Origin of the sequence: Gynuella sp., assembly GCF_050297175.1 — a bacterium.
Classification (GTDB): Bacteria; Pseudomonadota; Gammaproteobacteria; order Pseudomonadales; family Natronospirillaceae; genus Gynuella.
The window spans coordinates 1-19,430 of record NZ_JBNKSF010000045.1 but is presented as its reverse complement, the minus strand read 5'-3'; the positions used below and the strand labels follow the sequence as shown (position 1 = coordinate 19,430).

Annotated in this window: 1 protein-coding gene (running past one end of the window); it reads left to right on the top strand. The window is 48.4% G+C overall.

Going from position 1 to position 19,430, the window contains the following annotated elements:
* Positions 1–19,430, top strand: part of the annotated coding region (locus ACQY6I_RS18910; protein ID WP_428243069.1) for a calcium-binding protein (this coding region is incomplete at its 3' end). Its footprint begins 11,651 nt before the window's first position; 19,430 of its 31,081 annotated nt are in view.

The window sequence follows — 19,430 nt, the reverse complement described above, 5'->3', positions numbered from 1 at the left end:
TGATTATCTCCGTGGTGCGGCCGGAAATGATACTCTGTATGGTGAGCAGCAAACGGACTCTTTGTATGGTGGCTCCGGTGATGATGATTTGTATGGTGGTGATGATCGCGATTATCTAACTGGTGAAAGCGGTCATGACAGGATCTGGGGTGATTCTGGTGTTGATACGCTTTATGGTGGCTCTGGAAATGACCTGCTGTTTGGTGGAGAAGGAAATGATCGGCTATATGGTGATGCCGATGACGACACCTTGATCGGTGGTGCCGGAAACGATTATCTCTGGGGTGGTGATGGTGCTGATGAGTATCGGTTTGAACGCGGCTTTGGTCACGATACCATTGAGAATACTATTAGCCATAACTATTCCAACAGCGAGAAGCCTGGAGAACGGCCGGATGTCATTCGCTTTGCCAGTGATATTAAGTCGACAGAAATTTCGCTACATCGTAACTTTGATGATCTGATTATTAAACTGATTGATTCTGACGATCAGATACTGGTCAAGCAGTACTTTAAAGATGATGGTACGACCCATTACTATGTTGATCGTATCGAATTTGCTGATGGTGTGGTGTGGAAATTTGATGATGTGGTCAGACTGGTTGAAAGTCAGACGAATTATCAGCGTACCACTTTTAGTTGGCAGGTAGGAGATGCTCTTTCTGATTTGCAGGCATATTTCCGTCTAGATGACGAAATTTTTGTGCCAATTCTGCCGTTAACCAATGGTTATGAAGTTGAATTTAACCATCTGGAAGCAGGAGAACACCGATTTACCATTGAGTATCGAGATGCCGATGGTAACGTCCAATATCGTAGTGAAGACCAGTTCATTGTTACCGATGAAAGTACAGAGGAACGGATCTCCGTTTTTAACACTACTGAAGCCCATAGTGTTACCAGAAGCACAGAGTATCGCTATGATGCCGACGGAAATCTGGTGCGTAGCATTGATGCCGAAGGCTATCTGACTGAGTATCAATATGACGCCAGTGGCAATCAGACCCAGATCATACGCCGTGCCAATAAGGTAGATTCCATTGATCAGAATGTCGTCGCATCGTCAAAGGACCAGGTCAGTCGTACCCTCTTCGATACCTATAATCGCAAGATTGCCCAATTGAGTGCTCAGGGAAAACTTACCGCATGGAACTATGATGAAATTAAGCATTCTGTGACCGAAACACAGTACAGTGAGTTTATCGCATCGTCACAGTTTGACGCAGCTCTGGCGGATCTGATCAGCGCTGCCAGCGGTTCTAATGATCAGGCAACCACGCAAATATTTGATGCCAATGATCGCCTGATTCAGACGATAGACAACTACGGCACTTTGACGGATTACCGTTACGATGAAATGGGTAATCTGCTTGAAACCCGTACCGGGCATAGTGCCACAAGCACGACGGAACAACGTATCGAACGCGTTCGCTATGACGATTTTGGTCGGGTCATTGGTCGCTTGAATGCGGCTGGCAGCGCCTTGTACCGCGATACAATGACCCAGAGTGAAGTGGACGCACTCTATGCTGTTTATGGTGAACATATCCGTTATGACGCCCTGGGCAGACAGATTTCCGTGACCGATGCCGGTGGTAATACCCAATACCGTTATTATGATGCCAGTGGACAGTTAAGATTCCAGATCAATGCTACGGGCGAAGTAGTTGAGAACCGTTACAATGCCTTTGGCGATGTCATTGAAACCATCAGTTACAGCAACCGGATTGATGCCAACAAACTGACTGGTGGCGAATTGACTTCAACCCTGCTGAGTACTATTGGACTGGCGGTGTCTGATAATGATCGTCATGTGCTGATGAGCTACAGTGCAGGCGGCCAGGTGGCTAGTCAGACCGATTCCCTGGGCTATACCAGTACCTTTAGTTATGATTCCTTCGGACAATTACGATACCTCGAAAGACAGCTGGATTCGAAGCACACCCGCATTGATCGTTTCAACTATGATCTGCGCGGTTTGCAGACAGAAAGTGAGCTGGATGTTGGTGATTTGGAACAAAATCAACGTACCCGCTATGACGCTTTCGGCCGCAAGATCAGTATGGTCGATGAACTGGGTCAGATGACCACCTGGCAATACCAGAATGCAGGTCAGATTGTTCATACCATTAACCCGGCTGGTGAAATATCCACCATTGTTGTTGATGCCTTTAACCGCGCAATAGAGCAACGCAATCAGGGGGTTGCCGGCACAGAAACGGTTATCCGCACGCAATATAATGATCAGGACCATACCCTGACAGTGACTTCCGCCGAAGGCATTTCCGTCACCCAGATCTTTAATCGACTGGGCGAGAAAGTGAAAGTCATCGATGGCAATGGTTTGATCACTCGCTATGAATATACCGTCGAGGGCCAGTTGGATCGTGTGGTGCGGGAGCTCAGTGATGGTGACCAGATCTTGAGTGATAACGACTATGACCAGGCCGGACGTCTGCTCGACAGTCGTGACGCCAACGGTGTGCGTACGCATTATCAATATGATGCCGGTGGCCGTGTATTAACCCGTACCGTTGATGCTGATGGACTTAAACAAGTCACCGAATACACCTACAACGCCTTCTCGCAGACGTTGCAGGAACGCATCCAGGAAATTGATGGATCAATTATTATCAGCGTTACTGAGTACGATCAGAAAGGACAGGTGAGTCGTGTTATTCAGGACCGTGATGGTCAGAGTAATATTACGGAGTTCAGTTATGATGCACAGGGCCGGCAAACGACTCTGAAGAGCAATGTCGGCACCTCTGAAGAAACACTCAATCGCTATCGTTACGATGCTCTTGGTCGCATGTTGAGCCAGACGTTGGACGCAGAGGGCATTGCCCAGACTATCTCTTACCAATATGATGGCCTGGGTCGTCTGGTACAAAAAACGGATGCCGGGGGCAGCCGCACTCGCTATGTTTATGATGCCCAGGGGCGTCAGCAATTTGAAATCGATGACCTCGGTGGCGTGCGGGAAACGGTCTATGATGATCAGGGGCATGTAGCTGCTGAAATTCACTATGCCAGGGAAATTGTGTTAACCGGACTGTCAGCAACGATTGATGCCGATGACGTGTATGATCGCCTTGAGGCTTTTGCCGGGCTAGATCAGATCGAACGTTTTGTCTACGATCAGGATGGTCGTTTACGCTACCAGGTGGATGCTGCCGGCTGGGTCACCGAAAGTCGTTATGACCAGAATGGCAACGTGATTGCGACGCTGCAGTATCGTGATCAGGAAAGCTTTTCCGCGCCCGTAGTATCCATTGCACAAGCACAGGCGGCCGTTGTCGATAACTTGGTTTTGGAGCAACACCGCTATTTCTATAACCGCCTCAACCAACGGGTGATCGAGGTTGATAACAGCGGTCAAGTCAGTGTGCGAAGCTATGATGCCAAGGGGCAACTGAACAGTAAATATCAATATGTAACGCAGTTTGATCTGAGTAATGTATTGGCTGCTGCTGATCAGCAAAGTGCCCGTACTCTGATTGATACCTTACTATCAGACAGTCAAGAGGTAGTGGTGCCAAACCGCTATTTCTACAATGGCAAGGGAGAATTGATCGTACAGCTGGACGCCGCAGGGCTGGCAACAACATTCAGTTATGACGCCCGTGGTAATCGACTCAGCGAAACCCGCTACGATGTCTCCGTTGCAGTCAGCGATACCACTACTCTGGAAGGTCTCCAGACGCAACTTTCGGCCATATCCGCTACTCACAAGCGCAGTCGTTATTTCAAATATGACGGCTTGAATCGCAATATTGAAATCATTGATGCCAATGGGCAAGCCACTAAAAACTGGTATGACGCTAATGGCGATCTGGTCGCCCGCCAGAGTGCTGGCGGCGGTATCAGCCGTTCGGTTTACGATGCTCTGGGGCGTGAAATCTACCGTATTGACGCTGAGGGTGGTGTTATCCGTAGTGACTATGATGCATCAGGTCATGTCATCCATCAGGTTCAGTATGTCAACCGTATTGATATTGGTGGATTGGGCACTCAGGTCAGTGTTGATGAATTAAACCTGCTCTTGGCTACCGATGCCAGCGATGAAGTTTCATGGTTTGCCTATGATGCCCTGGGAAGACAGATCTATCAGGTTGATGCTAATGGTTATGTCAGTGAAACCCGTTACGAAGGAACATTAGGTCAGTTAACCGCCAATAACAAAGTGATTGACGATGGTTATGACCATCATGTCATCGATACCATTCGCTATGACCGAGCGATTGACCTGTCGACGGTTATGGATGCCGATGGCATACACGGTGCGCTTGAAAGCCTGGGTTACAGTGAGGACAAGTGGCATAAAGTTGATTGGCAAGGTGCGTACTTCACCCGTACCTTTACCGACGCTTCGGGACAGGCCATCTACCAGATCAACTCAGAAGGCTATCTGAGCGCCTATGAATATGATCAGGATGGTCATGTGATTCGTGAGCGCACTTTTGCTGAGCCGGTCAGCTTTGATGAGCTGACCAGTGTTGCGGCAGTCGATGCCTATCTCAACCGAGGCTGGGCGTCCGTATCCGGTGGCTATGAAGCACTGGTCCAATATTTTGAACCTGAAATATTGCTGAATTTTGATAATCAGGCTGACGATCAGTCTGCCAGTGGTATCGCAAGCATACAACACGGCGGCCTTACTTATGGGGAGTCATTACATCAGGGTGACGGCAAGTCGTTACAACTGAATGGTACCGACAGTTGGCTGGATATCAGCGATGCTCTAAATGGCTTGCGTACCGGTGATGATTTGGCCATCAGCACTTGGTTCAGTACTGAAGCTGGCGAAGGTCAAACCGGCAGCAATGTGTTGCTCAGCGCCTCCAATGATGTCTTCGGTGGTAAACGTAACCAGTCGCTGGTGGTATCGGTGACTCCTAGTACCGGAGAGCTGGTCATTCAGGTAGCCAACTCCACTCAGAACAAAACTGAAGTGCTGGATCTCGGTCTGGCGGATGGTCAGGCTCACCACTTGGTTCTGAATTTTGAGGGCGATAATGGTTATATCGATGTTTATGTTGACGGAAAACTGCTGTTTACGGTTACCTCTTTGCCAGCAGTGGTTTGGACCGAAGCAGATACGTTAAGCATTGGTCAGCAATTTCAGAATGGCAACGGAACCGCCGGTGAGTTTTTCCGTGGCAATATTGATGGGTTTGCACTTATTCATCAGCAACTGAGTAGTGATGCTGTGCGTGACCTGTATCAGGCTGGTCTGATGGGTCAGATCAGCGGCAGCCGTAACCATGAAATTAGCAGTGAAGTGGTGCGGCAGTATGATGCAGCAGGGCGTCTGATTACTGAAACGGTTGATCCTGATGGCCTGAATCGTACTACCCAATATAGTTATAATGGTAAAGGCGAGCTGATTACCCAAACTGATGCCGAAGGTCATGAAGACTGGTTTATCTACGATGATGCCGGACATCTTCGATATACTTTAGAGTCTGTTGGTACGCAAGCACAATACCAGGCTGAAGGCGCAGTCAGTACGAGTACCGAATATCGCTATAACGGTTTTGGTGAACGTATTGCTGAAATTCACTACGCCAGTCCGATTTATTTCCAGACGACAGGTGCCGAAAAAGCCGATCAGTTAAGTGTTGCTGATTTCAGCGATGTGCAACTCAGCACTGCAGATCAAGTCAATTATCTTGCATATGATGCTCTTGGACGGGTTCACTATCAGGTCAATGGTTTGGGTCAGATAACCGAACTGAATTATGATGGTAATGGTAACGTGATCCAGCAGGTGCGTTATGACAAGGCTCTGGATCTGGGCAAAACCGTATTGGACCAGGCTGGCATACAAGCTGCTCTGGATATGCTCTATCCTGACGATAACCTGGGCAACAGCCAGATTGTTAGTTCATTCTACGATGCTGTCAATCATCTGCGCTTTCGTGTTGACGCCAGTGGCGCCGTAACCGAATGGCGTTACGATGCAGAGGGGCAGCAAACTCAACAATTGCAATATCTGACACCGGTGACTTTGACCCGTGGTATGAAGATTGCCGATATGGTGGAGTTGCTGGCCGATTTTGATTATCAGGGCAACCAGACTTTCTATGATCGTCTGGATCGACCAGTATTTGTCATTTCCGCGAGTGGCCTGATTACCGAATATCGCTATGATCTCCAGACTGGTTTCCGTGATACGGTGATCGAATATGCCGCTCTCAGTTTTTCCGACCTTTCGTTGGATTCATCGGTTACTGCTGCTGCGCTTTACAGTGCACTAAATAGCTCCGTTGCTGCGGCCAGCAGTGACAACCGTGTTACCCATGAAATCCGTAACTTGCTGGGTCAGGTCGCTTTCATTGTCGATGCCGAAGGCTATATCACTCGGCAGTCATATTCCGCTACTGGTGAGCAGGTATTTAGCGAACGCTACACTGGCTTTACCTTTGCCGATCTGAATGTCACCGGCAGTCATGATCCTGATGCCATCATGATTGCGATTACTTCTAAACTGGCTTCACTGGAAACAGCCGACAGGCAGACCAGCCACTGGATACGCAATCACGCAGGGCAGGTTCGCTATTCTATCAATGCCGAAGGTGCAGTGATTGAATACCGTTATAACAGCCTGGGTTTGAAGACTGCAGAGATTCGCTATGGACAGACAGTTACAGAGGAACAGATTGTTTCTGGAAGTTGGCAGACCCTGCTGGCTGATATGGATAAGCAGACTTCGACGTTTGAGTATGACGCTGGTGGGCGGATGGTACGCACGACTAATGAGCGTGGTGTTATCACTGAATATCGCTATGACGACTTCGGCAATAATGTTACTGAAATCAATAATGTTGGTGATAACCAACGGATGCGTAACCGTAGCTTCGATCGATTGGGTCGTGTCATTGAACAAAGCAGTGCCCGTGCTGTCAGTGAGCAGCGCGATGGCAGCCGTATCGCTTATGACATATTTGGCCGTAAAATCAGTATAACGGACGAAAGTGGCGCTACCACGTGGTTCTATTATGATGCTAACGACAGGTTGGTATATCAGATAGATGCAGAGGGAGGCTTGACAGGATATCAATACGATGCCCTTGGTCGGGTTACCGGTGAAACTCACTATGCTACCGCTGTCGTCGACCTGAGCGTGATCAGTGGCGGAGTCATCGATGCTGCGTTGACCGATCAAATAAAACAGAGCAGTGCAGATCGCACCATTCATTCGCATTATAACCACCAAGGTGAGCTGGTCAGCAAAACCGATGCTGAAGGCTATCAAACGCAGTATCAATACAACTTGTTTGGCGAATTGATCCGTGAGTTGCAGGATCTTGAGTTGAACAGCCTGAATCAATCCGTTCGTCAGGTCATTAATGAATATAAGTATGATCATCGCGGCCTGTTGACGGTTCGGTCTATGGATACTGCTGGCTTGAATTTGGTGACAGAACAGCAATATGACGCCTTTGGTCGTCAGATTTTGACCATTGAAGGCGGTGATGTGATTGTCCGTACCAGTTACGACCGCAATGGCCAGATCATCGAACGTATCAATGGCGAAAACGAACGTCGTGCCACTACTTATGATGCTTATGGTCGGGTGCTTGCCACCACGGATGCCCTGGGGGCGGTGACTCGCTATCAATATCTTGAAAATGCTGCCCGTGTACGGGTGACCAGTCCGGAAGGCATCATCACCGAAACCAGCAGTAATGCCTATGGTGAAAAAATCTCGGTGACCGATGGCAATGGCAATGTTACTCATTATGAGTACGATCAAAACGGTCAGTTAATTAAGGAAACCCGTGCTGATGGCTCAGTAATTCAGCATAGCTATGATGAGATCGATCAGCGCATTAAAACCATTGCCGCCAATGGTCTGGTGACTGAATACCGTTATGACAAGGCTGCCCGTTTGCTGGAACGCACGCAGATAGCTGAGAGCGAAGGCATTAAACTGACCACTCAATATGCCTATAACGCCTTTGGCGAGCAGGTCCGGATCACCGAACCTGGTGGCAAAATCACCGAAATCAGCTTTGACCGTAATGGTCAGGTGGCGCAACGTCTTGTGGATCCCGATGGCATCCGTCATGTTCAGCGTTTTAGTCACGATGGTCTGGGTAATCAGGTGCTGGTCACAGAAGGACAACTGGCCAGCAATGGCCAGACCATGACCACAGAGTTGAAGACTGTTTATGTCTACGACAACCTTGGCCGTCTGGAGCAGGAAATTACAGATCCGGATGGTACCGCTATCAGCACGACTTATGTTTATGATTATCATGGTAACGTGGTGCAGAGCATTCAGGGCGAGAGCCTGAGCCAGTATTATCGTTATGATCTGGCCGGGCGTGAAACCTATACCATGACCAGTACTGGTCAGATAATGCAAAAAATCTATGATGATGAAGGACGCATTATTGCCGATGTGCTGTATCACGGCACAATTGCACTGGATATCTGGCAGTCAGATAATGATTTTGAAGCCACGCTGAAAAATCTGCAAAGTACTGTTACCCGTTATCTGTATGATCAGGATGGCCGGTTGACCTATAAAGTCTTGGCTGACAATCAGGTTACGCAATATTTTTATGACGGTAATGGTAATCAAATTGCCGAAAAAGTACTGGATGTGTCTATCGTTCAGCTAGGGCTGTTGCTGCATAACTATCCACTTAGTGTTCAGGGGCTGGGACAGGGGCGCTATGACTACAGATCTGCAGGCTATACCTTTGCACTTGGCGCAGTAGAGGCAACAGGGGCATCAGGAAGACTGACTGTCAATGTGGATATTGACTTTCCAAATATGTATTACATGGAACTTTCGCTGATTGGTCCGGATGGAAACTCCTATAGTCTTAAACCCTATCGATCCAACAATGGCGAAAATCACTTACAGGGCAGTTTTGGAGTGGATGCCGGCGATCAGGATGTGAGCGGTTCCTGGCAATTAAAAATCAAGCTTTATTCTAGCTACTCATTTACCTTAAATGACTGGAGTATCGATTTTGAATCTGTTACTCAAAAAACGACTGAGCAGGATTTCAATGCCCTGGCCAAAACTGAGTTTGCCACAGCCGACGCGTTATCCATCACTCGGACTGTTTACGATGTGATGAACCGACCAGTATTTAAGATCGATCCTGAAGGATATGTCACCGCTTATCAGTATGATGTCAATGGAAATGTGCTGGCTACCGCTCAGTGTGTTAATCCTGTTTCTGTGGGAGCTAATCCGAGTCTTGCAGAAGTCGCTGCGCAACTGGTTTACGACAACAATCAGGACAAAATTACTTACTATCGTTATGATGCTTTGGACCGTTTGATTGCTACTGCAGATGTTAGTGGCATGATTGACAGCAGTGATCACAATTCCAGCACTTTGATGACACAATATTGGTATGACGCGGCTGGGCATGTCATTGAGACAGGATCATATCAAGCTACTTTGCTTGATCTGGCCAGTGAGAATGCCAGTTTTCAGTGGCTACACAGCAGTTATAATATTTACGACACTGCTGGCCGCCTGAGTGCAGAGGTTGACCCGGCCGGATATGTCATTGCTTATCAATATAATGCATCCGGCGAACTATTGACCAAAATACGCTTTGCTGATGCTTTGTCTATGGCTGAGATTAACAGTGATGCAGATTTTTACGCTGCAGTTACGTTGTTAACGAATAGTCAGAATCCGGACACACATGTAACCACTTACGAATACGATGGTTCTGGTAATGTCACTGCTGAAATAGATGTTTTTGGCAACCGTACCGAATATACCTATGACAGTACCGGCAATCAGGTCTCTGAAACTAACGCCCTTGGTTATACCATTAGCTATGGTTATGACAACCTCGGTAACCGTATCTCTGAATATCATCCTCAGGTGGGTATTGAAAACGCCGGCCTGGAAATTCGTCGTACATTTGATGCTCTAGGCCGGATATTGACCGAAACCAACAACAATGGTTTGAATATCCAATACAGCTACAATGCACGTGGTCAGTTGATTACGGAAAACCATAATGGTGTGATTGTTGAACATCAGTATGACGCCTTTGGTCAGGAAATTGTCCGTATTGAAGCTAAGGGACTGGATGATGAGCGGATCATCCGGTCTGAGTATGATCGACGTGGTCAGGTGATTGCCACCATTGATGCTGATAGCCAGCGAACAGAATATAAACATGATGCCCGGGGTCGGGTTATTGAGCAGATCAATCCCGATGGCACTTCTGTATATACCGCCTATGATGGCTTGGACCGGGTTGTGGTCAAAGTGGATGCAGGTGGACTGAAAACAGTTAACCAGTATGATATTTATGATCATTTAACAGTTGTTTCCCAAGGGGCTGATGATGGCTCGCTGACGGCTGGTAAACTATTCAAAGGTGACGTACAAACTCGCCACTACACATATGATGAGTTGGGGCGTCAGGTTGCGATGACCGACGCAGAAGGCTTTACAACTACAATGGAGTACGATGCTTTTGGTAATCAGATTCGTATCCGTAGTGGCCAGTATTTGTTAGCCGATACCGACCCGGATTATAGTGGCGAAAAAGCCTCAGCGGTCAGTATTGAGACCCTGACATTTGATTACGACGCCAAGTCACAGCTGGTTAAAATGACCGATGTGCATGGATCCACTACGACCTATGGCTACGATGCTATAGGTAACCGCACGCGGGAAACCAGTGCCGCGAATAAACTGAACGGCACTGCCGCGCGTATTACGATAGACGTCTATAACTCCGCCGGTCAGCATATTGAAACCAGGCAGCCAGCAGGCGGTATTATCCGTTACGAATACGATCAATATGGCAATGTTGCCTATCAGCGCCAGTTACAGAGTCAGGAACCTGAGGTCTGGTCAACCATCGCTTACAGTTATGACAGTGAAGGTCGGGTTGTAACAGAAACTGACGATTATGGCGCAGTTACCCGTTATGGCTATGACAGTCGCGGTAATGTCATCAGCAAATCCATGGCGTACGGCACATCCGAAGAGCGTACAACCCGTAGCGAATATGATTTGCTTAACCAGAAGGTCGCGGATATCGATGCACTTGGTAACCGTACCGAGTATCGCTATGACGCCAGTGGTAATCGTATTGCCGTGATCGATGCAGAAGGCCATCAGGCTCGCTACTATTATAATGACGGCGGTCAGTTGGTCGCCGTGCTGGATGCCGAAGGCGGTGTTACCCGTTTTGATAATGATATATTTGGTAATGCCATTGGTACCCGGCAATTTGCACAAAGTATCGATATTTCAACGATAGCGGTACAGGATCGATATGACTTCGATGTTATCAGTGCACTGCTGGTGGAAAGCAACCAGGACCGTGTTATTGCAATTACCTACGATGCCAATGGCAATAAACAGTCTGCCATGGATGCAGAAGGCCGGGTGACTACCTGGAGCTATAGTTCACAGGGTTACCAGCTCAGTGAAGTTCAACGTGATATTACCAATTTACAGGAACGTGCGACTTACTACGAATACGATGCCAGTGGTCGTCTGATCAAGTTTACCGATGTCGATGGCGTGATCACAGAATACCGTTATGATGCTGCTGGTAACAAAGTCAGAGAAAGTATTAAGGCCCCAGCTGGCAGTGGCTATACAGAAGTTATGCGAGTAACCGAATACCAGTATGACCTCAATAACCGGGAAGTTTCCCGTACCTTTGATCCAGATGGACTTAATATTGTTGAAGGTTTTGAATACGACCTGGCTGGTAACAAAATTGCCTATATTGATGGAAATGGCAATAAAACAACATATAGTTACGATCAAAACAATCGCGTTACTGGCGAACTCAACAGCCTGGGTGAGAGTAAACAATACAACTACGATTCGGTCGGTAACCGTGTTGCAGTGACCGACGGCAATGGAAATGTCTATCACTTTGTTTTTGATCAGGCCAATCGCATTGTCCGCGAGATCAAACCTTCCGTTCAGGTCACTCGTTTCGACGGAGAGAGCTGGGTAAGTACACAGCAAAACCTGGTGGTTCAACATGTGTATGATGCTTTGGGTAATGAAACTCAAACTATTGATGCAGATGGATTCAAGACCACTCGCTGGTTCAACAGTAATGGCCAGCAGATCGCCGAACTGAATGGCCGTAATGCATTAACTGCATGGGAGTATGACCTGTTTGGTGACAAGGTAGCCGAGTATCACTACAACGAGTTCCTTAGTGATGATGCTCATGATGTGACCAAACAGCCCGTTGTAACCAATGATCACCGTATTGCCGTGCTTATGAGTTATGACAAGGCTGGTCGTCTGTCTCGCATCGATTATCCACAAATAGAGCATTACGATCTCGATATCTCAGCAAATGTTAGTGTGACTGAGTCACTGGCAGAAATCTACGAAGCATACAGCTATGACGCTTGGGGCAATGCCGCCAGTCACCGGGATAAAAACGGTAACCTGACCCTGTTTTACTATGATGTAAAACAGCGCCAGATTGCCATGGTTGATGCCTTAGGTTATTTGACTGAGACCGTCTACGATGACCAGAGTAATGTTATCGAACAACGACAGTATGACACTCCCGTAGCGGTAACAGGGCTGGAAGGCGGAACTATTCCGGATAAAGGTTTCACTTTTGTTGATGAGAGTGTAGTTACTTATGTCATTTCACGTGAATATGATATGGCCAGCCGGATGCTCAAGGAGACAACCCCTGAAGTCGAGACCTGGACTCGTGCCAATGGTGCTATAACCACACGGATTACCACCACATATGAATACGATGCCAATGGTAATCAGATTGCTAAAACCCGGGCTGCGGGCAGCAATCAGGCCGTCACGGAGTACTTCTACTTCGATGCTGCCAATCGTATGTTTGCTGCGGTGGATGAACAGCGTACCTTGAGTGAATTCAGTTATGATGGTAATGGTAATGTGGTGGCTCGTGAACGTTACAATGGTCGTGTTAGTTCGAATAATTTCCGTACCGAAGCTGTCTCTGACCTGCGTGCCCAGATCAGTGCTACCAGCGGGCATCAGCTCAGTAAAATTGTCTATGATGCGCTTGACCAGAAGATCCTTGAAGTAGAAAAAATTGACGGTGGTGACGTGCTTGGTGGTGTTGTTTATGATGATAACGACCTGGTGACTGAATATCGGTACGATGGTCGTAATAAACAAACCGCTAAAATTGAACATGAAGTTGCAGCAGTTATCAGCCTGACGGAGAGTCAGAATAGTGACCTTAACGGAAATCGTCAGACCAGAGTCAACCGGAATCTTATTTCCTGGAGTGCCTATAACGCAACCGGTGATCTGATTCGTACCGTATCACCGGATGGTACCGGTTCGGTATTCCAATATGATGCCCTCGGCAATCAGACATTGATTTACACTGGTGCAGTATCAGACTATCCGGATGTTGCGACAGGTGTGTCCGTGGTGATGGGAGATCAGCTCACGGTGCATTGGTCTGGAGAGTCCAGGGCATATGTAATGAGTTATTCTGATTCACGTTTGGATGCGGTTAGTAGTACCGGGGAAATTAATTGGCCGGTACTGACGGAAAATGCCAGCCAAAGCGGTATTACCAGTGCAGGTGAGACAACACTGAGTGCAGCACCTGGAGAGGATGTATATTTCCGTATTATTACATTGGGTCGAAGCGGTAATAAGACCGTCAGCCAGGAGTACCACGTTTCAGTACCTGCTACTTATCAGCAGGTTGAGATGGTTACTTCTGGTGATCATTATGCTGCCGAGGTCAGTTTCAATGGTCCGGTCAGCAATCCGCTGATTCAACTCGGTGGGAATAAGTACCGTCTGGTACAGCAGAGTAATGGCCGTTATCGCGCTGAGCTGCCAAGGGGATTGAGTGCCAGTGCCAAATACCAGGTGCAGTGGACTTCAGCCGGTAAGAATTATACTGGCGAAACACTGACGATGGGGGCCAGCGAAGCACACTACAGCACCGCAACTGATTACAGTGTCAGTTATGCATCTGATACCAGCAGCGGTACTTTCAATGTCAGTATGGCTCCGGTACTGCCCAATACCCTGATTAATTTTGACAGTATCGCGGTCGTATGGGAGCAACAGCTGCCGTCGGATAGTACTGAAACCCCGGTGGTCATGGCCCAAGTGTTGTCGGCTGGCGAAATTGCTGCGGGTACTGCGTTCCCGGTCACCGTAGAGGGGTTGGTGGCCGGCGATTATCAGGTTAGCGTTCGTGCCAATATCGATGGCGACGAGGCTGTGCTAGCCAGCTTTAACCATACCCTGACGAGCAATGATTTCGACGGTATTGCCAGTCAGGATTATCATAATAACAGTATTGCTTTAGCGCTCGCAGGTACTGGTTCCATAAGCAATCCGGGTTATGCGCTGATCCTTGATGGGAAGCGTATTGACAATGTTCAGCAAGGAAACTATCTGACTCTAAGTGAGCTGGCGAATCAGAACCAGTATTATCAGCTCTATAGTGGTGAACAGGTTGGCAGTACTCACTCTCTGGATGTAACCACTACTTTGGTGGAAATACCGCAGAAGGATGCTGACGGTAATCCTGTAACAGATACCAATGGTGATCCTGTGATGTTGGCCGATCACCGTACCGCTCAGGTTGAATTAACCCTGGATGCCGATCAAATTGCTGCAATGGACAGCAATGGTCTGACTCTGTCGTGGAAATCTGCGAGTACCAGCCTGAATTTTGACAATAACCAGACACTGACGCCGGACGCAGATGGCCATTATAGTGTCGATCTCGCGGATCTGACCCTTGATGGCGCCTATGATCTCAAACTTAGCTATCACACTCAGAACGGGACAGAAGTTCTGGTTGACTGGGTACGTTTCAACAGTGCCGATGAAACCACCAGCTGGCTTGATCGCTACTCCCTGAGTCTGGACAACCATGAAATCAATGGTCGCATCTATCCCAATGGTAATAACCTGCAGATAGCCGTCGGACTCTATACCGGTCAGGTCAAACTGGCGGCTCAGACGCTGAATGTTAATCTGGTGCTTGATGACACCAGTTATTCTGGACAGTCACAAGTCTCCGGCAAAGATACCGGCTACTTCCGTAAGAGCGCTTATGACGCATTAGGTAATGTGGTGGCCACTTACAATGACAGTGGTATCTGGACGACCTACAAACTCGATGCCATGGGCAACCGCCTGGAAACCACCGAATGGGGCACAGAAGAGAGCCAGCTCAGTGGTAAAGGCGAATCACATACGCAGTACAGTCAATATGATGCATTGAACCGTGAAATCAGCCATTGGGGTATAACATCCGCAGATGGAGAGCGTTCGGTCAATACCAAGACTTATGATTATAACGGCCACGTTATCCGCGAAACCAATGCCGACGGTAGTTATGTGAGCTTTGATTACAATGCCGTCGGGCAACTACTCGCTACCCGTCATCGTGCTGCCAGTGGTGGTGTATTGCGTGAAGAGATCAGTCGCTTCGACCAACTGGGCCGTGAAACGGCCAAGCTCGATGCCCTTGGTAATGGTGTCGAAAATGTCTATAACTCTTATGGTCACTTAAGTGCTCAATATGTTGCTGGCACTGACGATCATTTTAGCTTCGGCTATGACGTTTTTGGTCAGCGTACACAACAAATCGAGACCAGTAATACAACTCAGGTTATTCGTAGCTGGTACGACAATGCTGGCCGGTTGATCAAGCAAAGCACTGGCGACATAGCCACTGAATACCTGCTGGATAGTCGCGGTAACCGTATCCGCAGTCGCTTTGCCAATCATGACGTCATTGAGTTCTATGACAGCCTGTCCCGGGTGGTTACGCGTATTGATCATCACAATGGTCGGGCTGTGGTGGATAACATGCACTACGATGCATTTGGCAACCTGATCAGCACTCGTGATGCTAACGATCATGTAACGAGTAAAGTCTATGGAGCCTTTGGGCGGCTGATGCAGGAGACTGATGCTGATGGTCGTACCACTCATTACAGTTATGATGACTTTGGTCGTCTGATTCGCGAGTGGGCTCCGGCGATCAGCCTGGAACACATTGGTACCATGGGTACCAAAGACATTCGTCGCAGTTATGATAGCCGAGGCCGTTTGACTGAAATCGATGATATTGGCACCGGTGTCAAAACCCAATATCAGTATGATGATATGGACCGTCGTATCCGCGAAATCCGTACTCGCAATGGTAACTACAGCACCAACGAAGCGGATATACGTTTTGAATATAACGCTATGGGTGAGCTGGTTTTCTGGCATGACGATTATGCGAATGTTGCCATGCGCTACGGCTTTACCGCTGATGGTCAGTTGCATAGCGTGCAGGGTTGGAAAGACTACGTCTCGGAAAGTGAAAAAGGCACGCAGAGCACCTATCTCGAATACGGCTGGAGCAACGGTCGCCTGAGTCAGGTTTACGACCACCTCAGTGGCAAGCACCAGTACTACACCTACTACAGTAATGGCCTGCGCAAAAGCTATGACGATGGCTCTAACATATATCGTTATAGTTACAACGCTAACGGTCAGGTCATTCGTTCTGAATGGCAGAAAGATGGCCAGACCTGGCATGCTACCTGGGGTTACGATGCCCAGGGTAATAATGTCAGTTATCAGGTGTTTGCGGGTGATGAGGAAAAACAACGGCAGAACACAGTTTTTAACAGTGAAGGTACTCGTGTTGTCAGAACCGAGGAGATAGAAAATAATGCCACGCAGGAAGAGTATACCGAATTGGTATGGTCTAAGGATGAATCAAGCGATGGCAAGCACCATTTCATGCTGATGAAGGGTACTCGCCATACAGATACCAGGAGTGTCACTACCAATGAGTATGATCTGGCTGGGCAAATCACGCACGTTGATATGCAGAACTATGAGACCAAGGTATTTACTGCCGAGGATCCCCGGTATTCCCGCACAGAGAGCAAACGTGTCAGTCATATCTGGGACGATACCACTTTCAGTGCCAGTGGTTTGAAGCTCAAAGAAACACTGGATGGCGACAATACCAAGAAAGCCAGAACCAAAACCACGACCACGAGTTTCGAGTACGACAGCAATGCTCATATGACTCGGTTTAGCAAGTCTAAAGACACCAACGGCAATACTGAAATCGGCGATTTCCGCTACAACAACGATGGCCAGATCGTGCACCGAAACATTGATCCGGCGGATAAAAACCTGAAGACCCACAATCGCACTTACTTTTATGCCAATGGCGATGCCGTTGGTGATAAAGGTACGGATGACAAAGGCAACCAGGTTACCAATCTCGGAACGGGTGATTACCGCTCTGTCGTAAATATCAGTGAAGACTTTCCAACCAGTGCCCTGAGCAGCTTTACCGCCACAGGCGGCGAAACCCTGCGTCAGGTGGCAGCCAATCTGCTGGGGAATGCCAATTTGTGGTTTATTCTGGCAGAGGCGAACGGTTTGAGTGGTACCGATACCCTCAAAGCCGGTCAGACCATCACGGTGCCGAACAGTGTTGAAAGTGGCAAGCTTGATGCTGACACGCACAAGATCTACAACGAAAGTGAGATCATCGGTTCGACCATGCCAAATGTGCGGCAGAAAGCGAAGAGCAGACGGTGTAAAAATTTCTTCGCGATTGTCGTCATGGTCGTGGTGGCCGTTGTGGCCGCCGCCATGACGGCCGGTGCATCTATGATCATCATGGGAGCCGCACTGGCTGCCACCAGTGGCGTGGTTATGACAACGGTTGCCGTTGCGGCTGCCGTGATCGCTTCGGCGGCGGTTGGTGCAGCGATCTATGCTGGAATGAACATCGTCCAGCAGGGCATCCTTATTGCCGCTGACATTCAGGATGGATTTGACTGGTCTCAAGTTGGAGAACAGGCAGTCAACGGTGCCCAAAGCGGCGCATTCGCGGCCGCTACAGCCGGTGCCGGCTTTCTGAGTGGCGCAGCGCAGACCTTTGCCAAAGTGGCTATCCAGGCGACAAAAATCTACGTCAACCGTTCGGCTTATACGGACAAAAACGGCCATATAAACAACTGGAGTGGTCTGGCCCTGCAAATGGCTTCCCTGACAGGTACTGCTCTTGGAGACAGTGCCAGTCAGGCCAATAACACACTCAAACAGGTCAGCGAGGCGACTAACTGGATTAATAGTCATGCGAACTACATCAGTCCCTGGTTAAGCCTGGCAGAAACAGCGATCAGTCATGATGGTCAGTTGACAGGCGCAGACTGGGTGAATGCCATTGGTCAGACCTTTAATGCCGTGGTAGGGGATAACGTCCAGGGTACCCGCTACACCGATGTGATCAAACGATCGGCACTGGAAACCGCCGGGGCGGTGGCGTTATCGAGCATCGATAAAGAAGCCGCCTACAGTTACTTCGAGAACAGCGTTGCGACAGAGATCGGGGAATACGCAGGTGGAAAAATTAAGCAGGTGCTGAAAACAGACACCTGGGGGCAGGATGCGATGGAGCGGGCGAAGCGTCTGCGGGCTGAGCGTAAGGCCAATGCCACCGTTCCCCAGCCTTCAAATACTGCTCCCATTCCTGAGTCTTCCTTATTGGAGCAGCCATTGCCGGGTGAGCGCCCAGCGGTCTCCGGTAAAATGGACGTTAATGACAGCTCGTTGCTAGAGTTTCAACCAAAGAACAACGCGACTTCGGCTGATCAACCGTTGCAGACACAAGATTCATGGTATCGCTTTGCCGGGGTACAGTTAGCGGCAGACGGCGAGATGACCGGATTGACGGTGGGTGATGAGGCGGCGGCTGATGCCAGTATTAGCAGTGATATCGATCAGCATGCGGAGGAAGCACAGAAATACCTGTCTCAATTACGGGATCAATATGACATTACCCTCCGTCGCGGTGATGCCATGATTCCGACATTGGACGGTGAAAATTACGATACTTATACCGAGCTATCACACCTGAGTCTCAAAGAGGTCGAGACGCATCTGAATTATCTCCGCTCACAGGAGGCAGTAACGGATGATCAGTATGCTGAGATGTATCAGATGTTGCTCACTAATGCGACTCAAGACTTCTTGCAGAATGTAGACAATAACTATCTGGATATGAAAGGATTAAATCTATCTAAGGATGAAATGCGGCAAAGATTTGTTGCCAATGAGTTTGCGAACTTCAAAGAGCAAGCTGAAGGCTTGAACTTGAACATGTCGGCGGTTGATTATCAAAGCCTGCAGAACGATTTTATACGGGCAAATACACCTGTAGACCCTTATAAGGAACTCAACCGAATATTCCGTGAGGCAGATGCTTATGGTCTTGAAATGGCACGCCAGATTGACCAGAGCACTGATAATCCAGTGTGGAAAGCCGTGCAAAGTGGCGGATTCTGGGGTGCTAACAACTTTCATGCGTTGATGACGGCCATAAAGGATGAGCCGGGACAACTGGTCGCTTCTACCTTAGAGGGAGGCTTAAACTTACTGGATG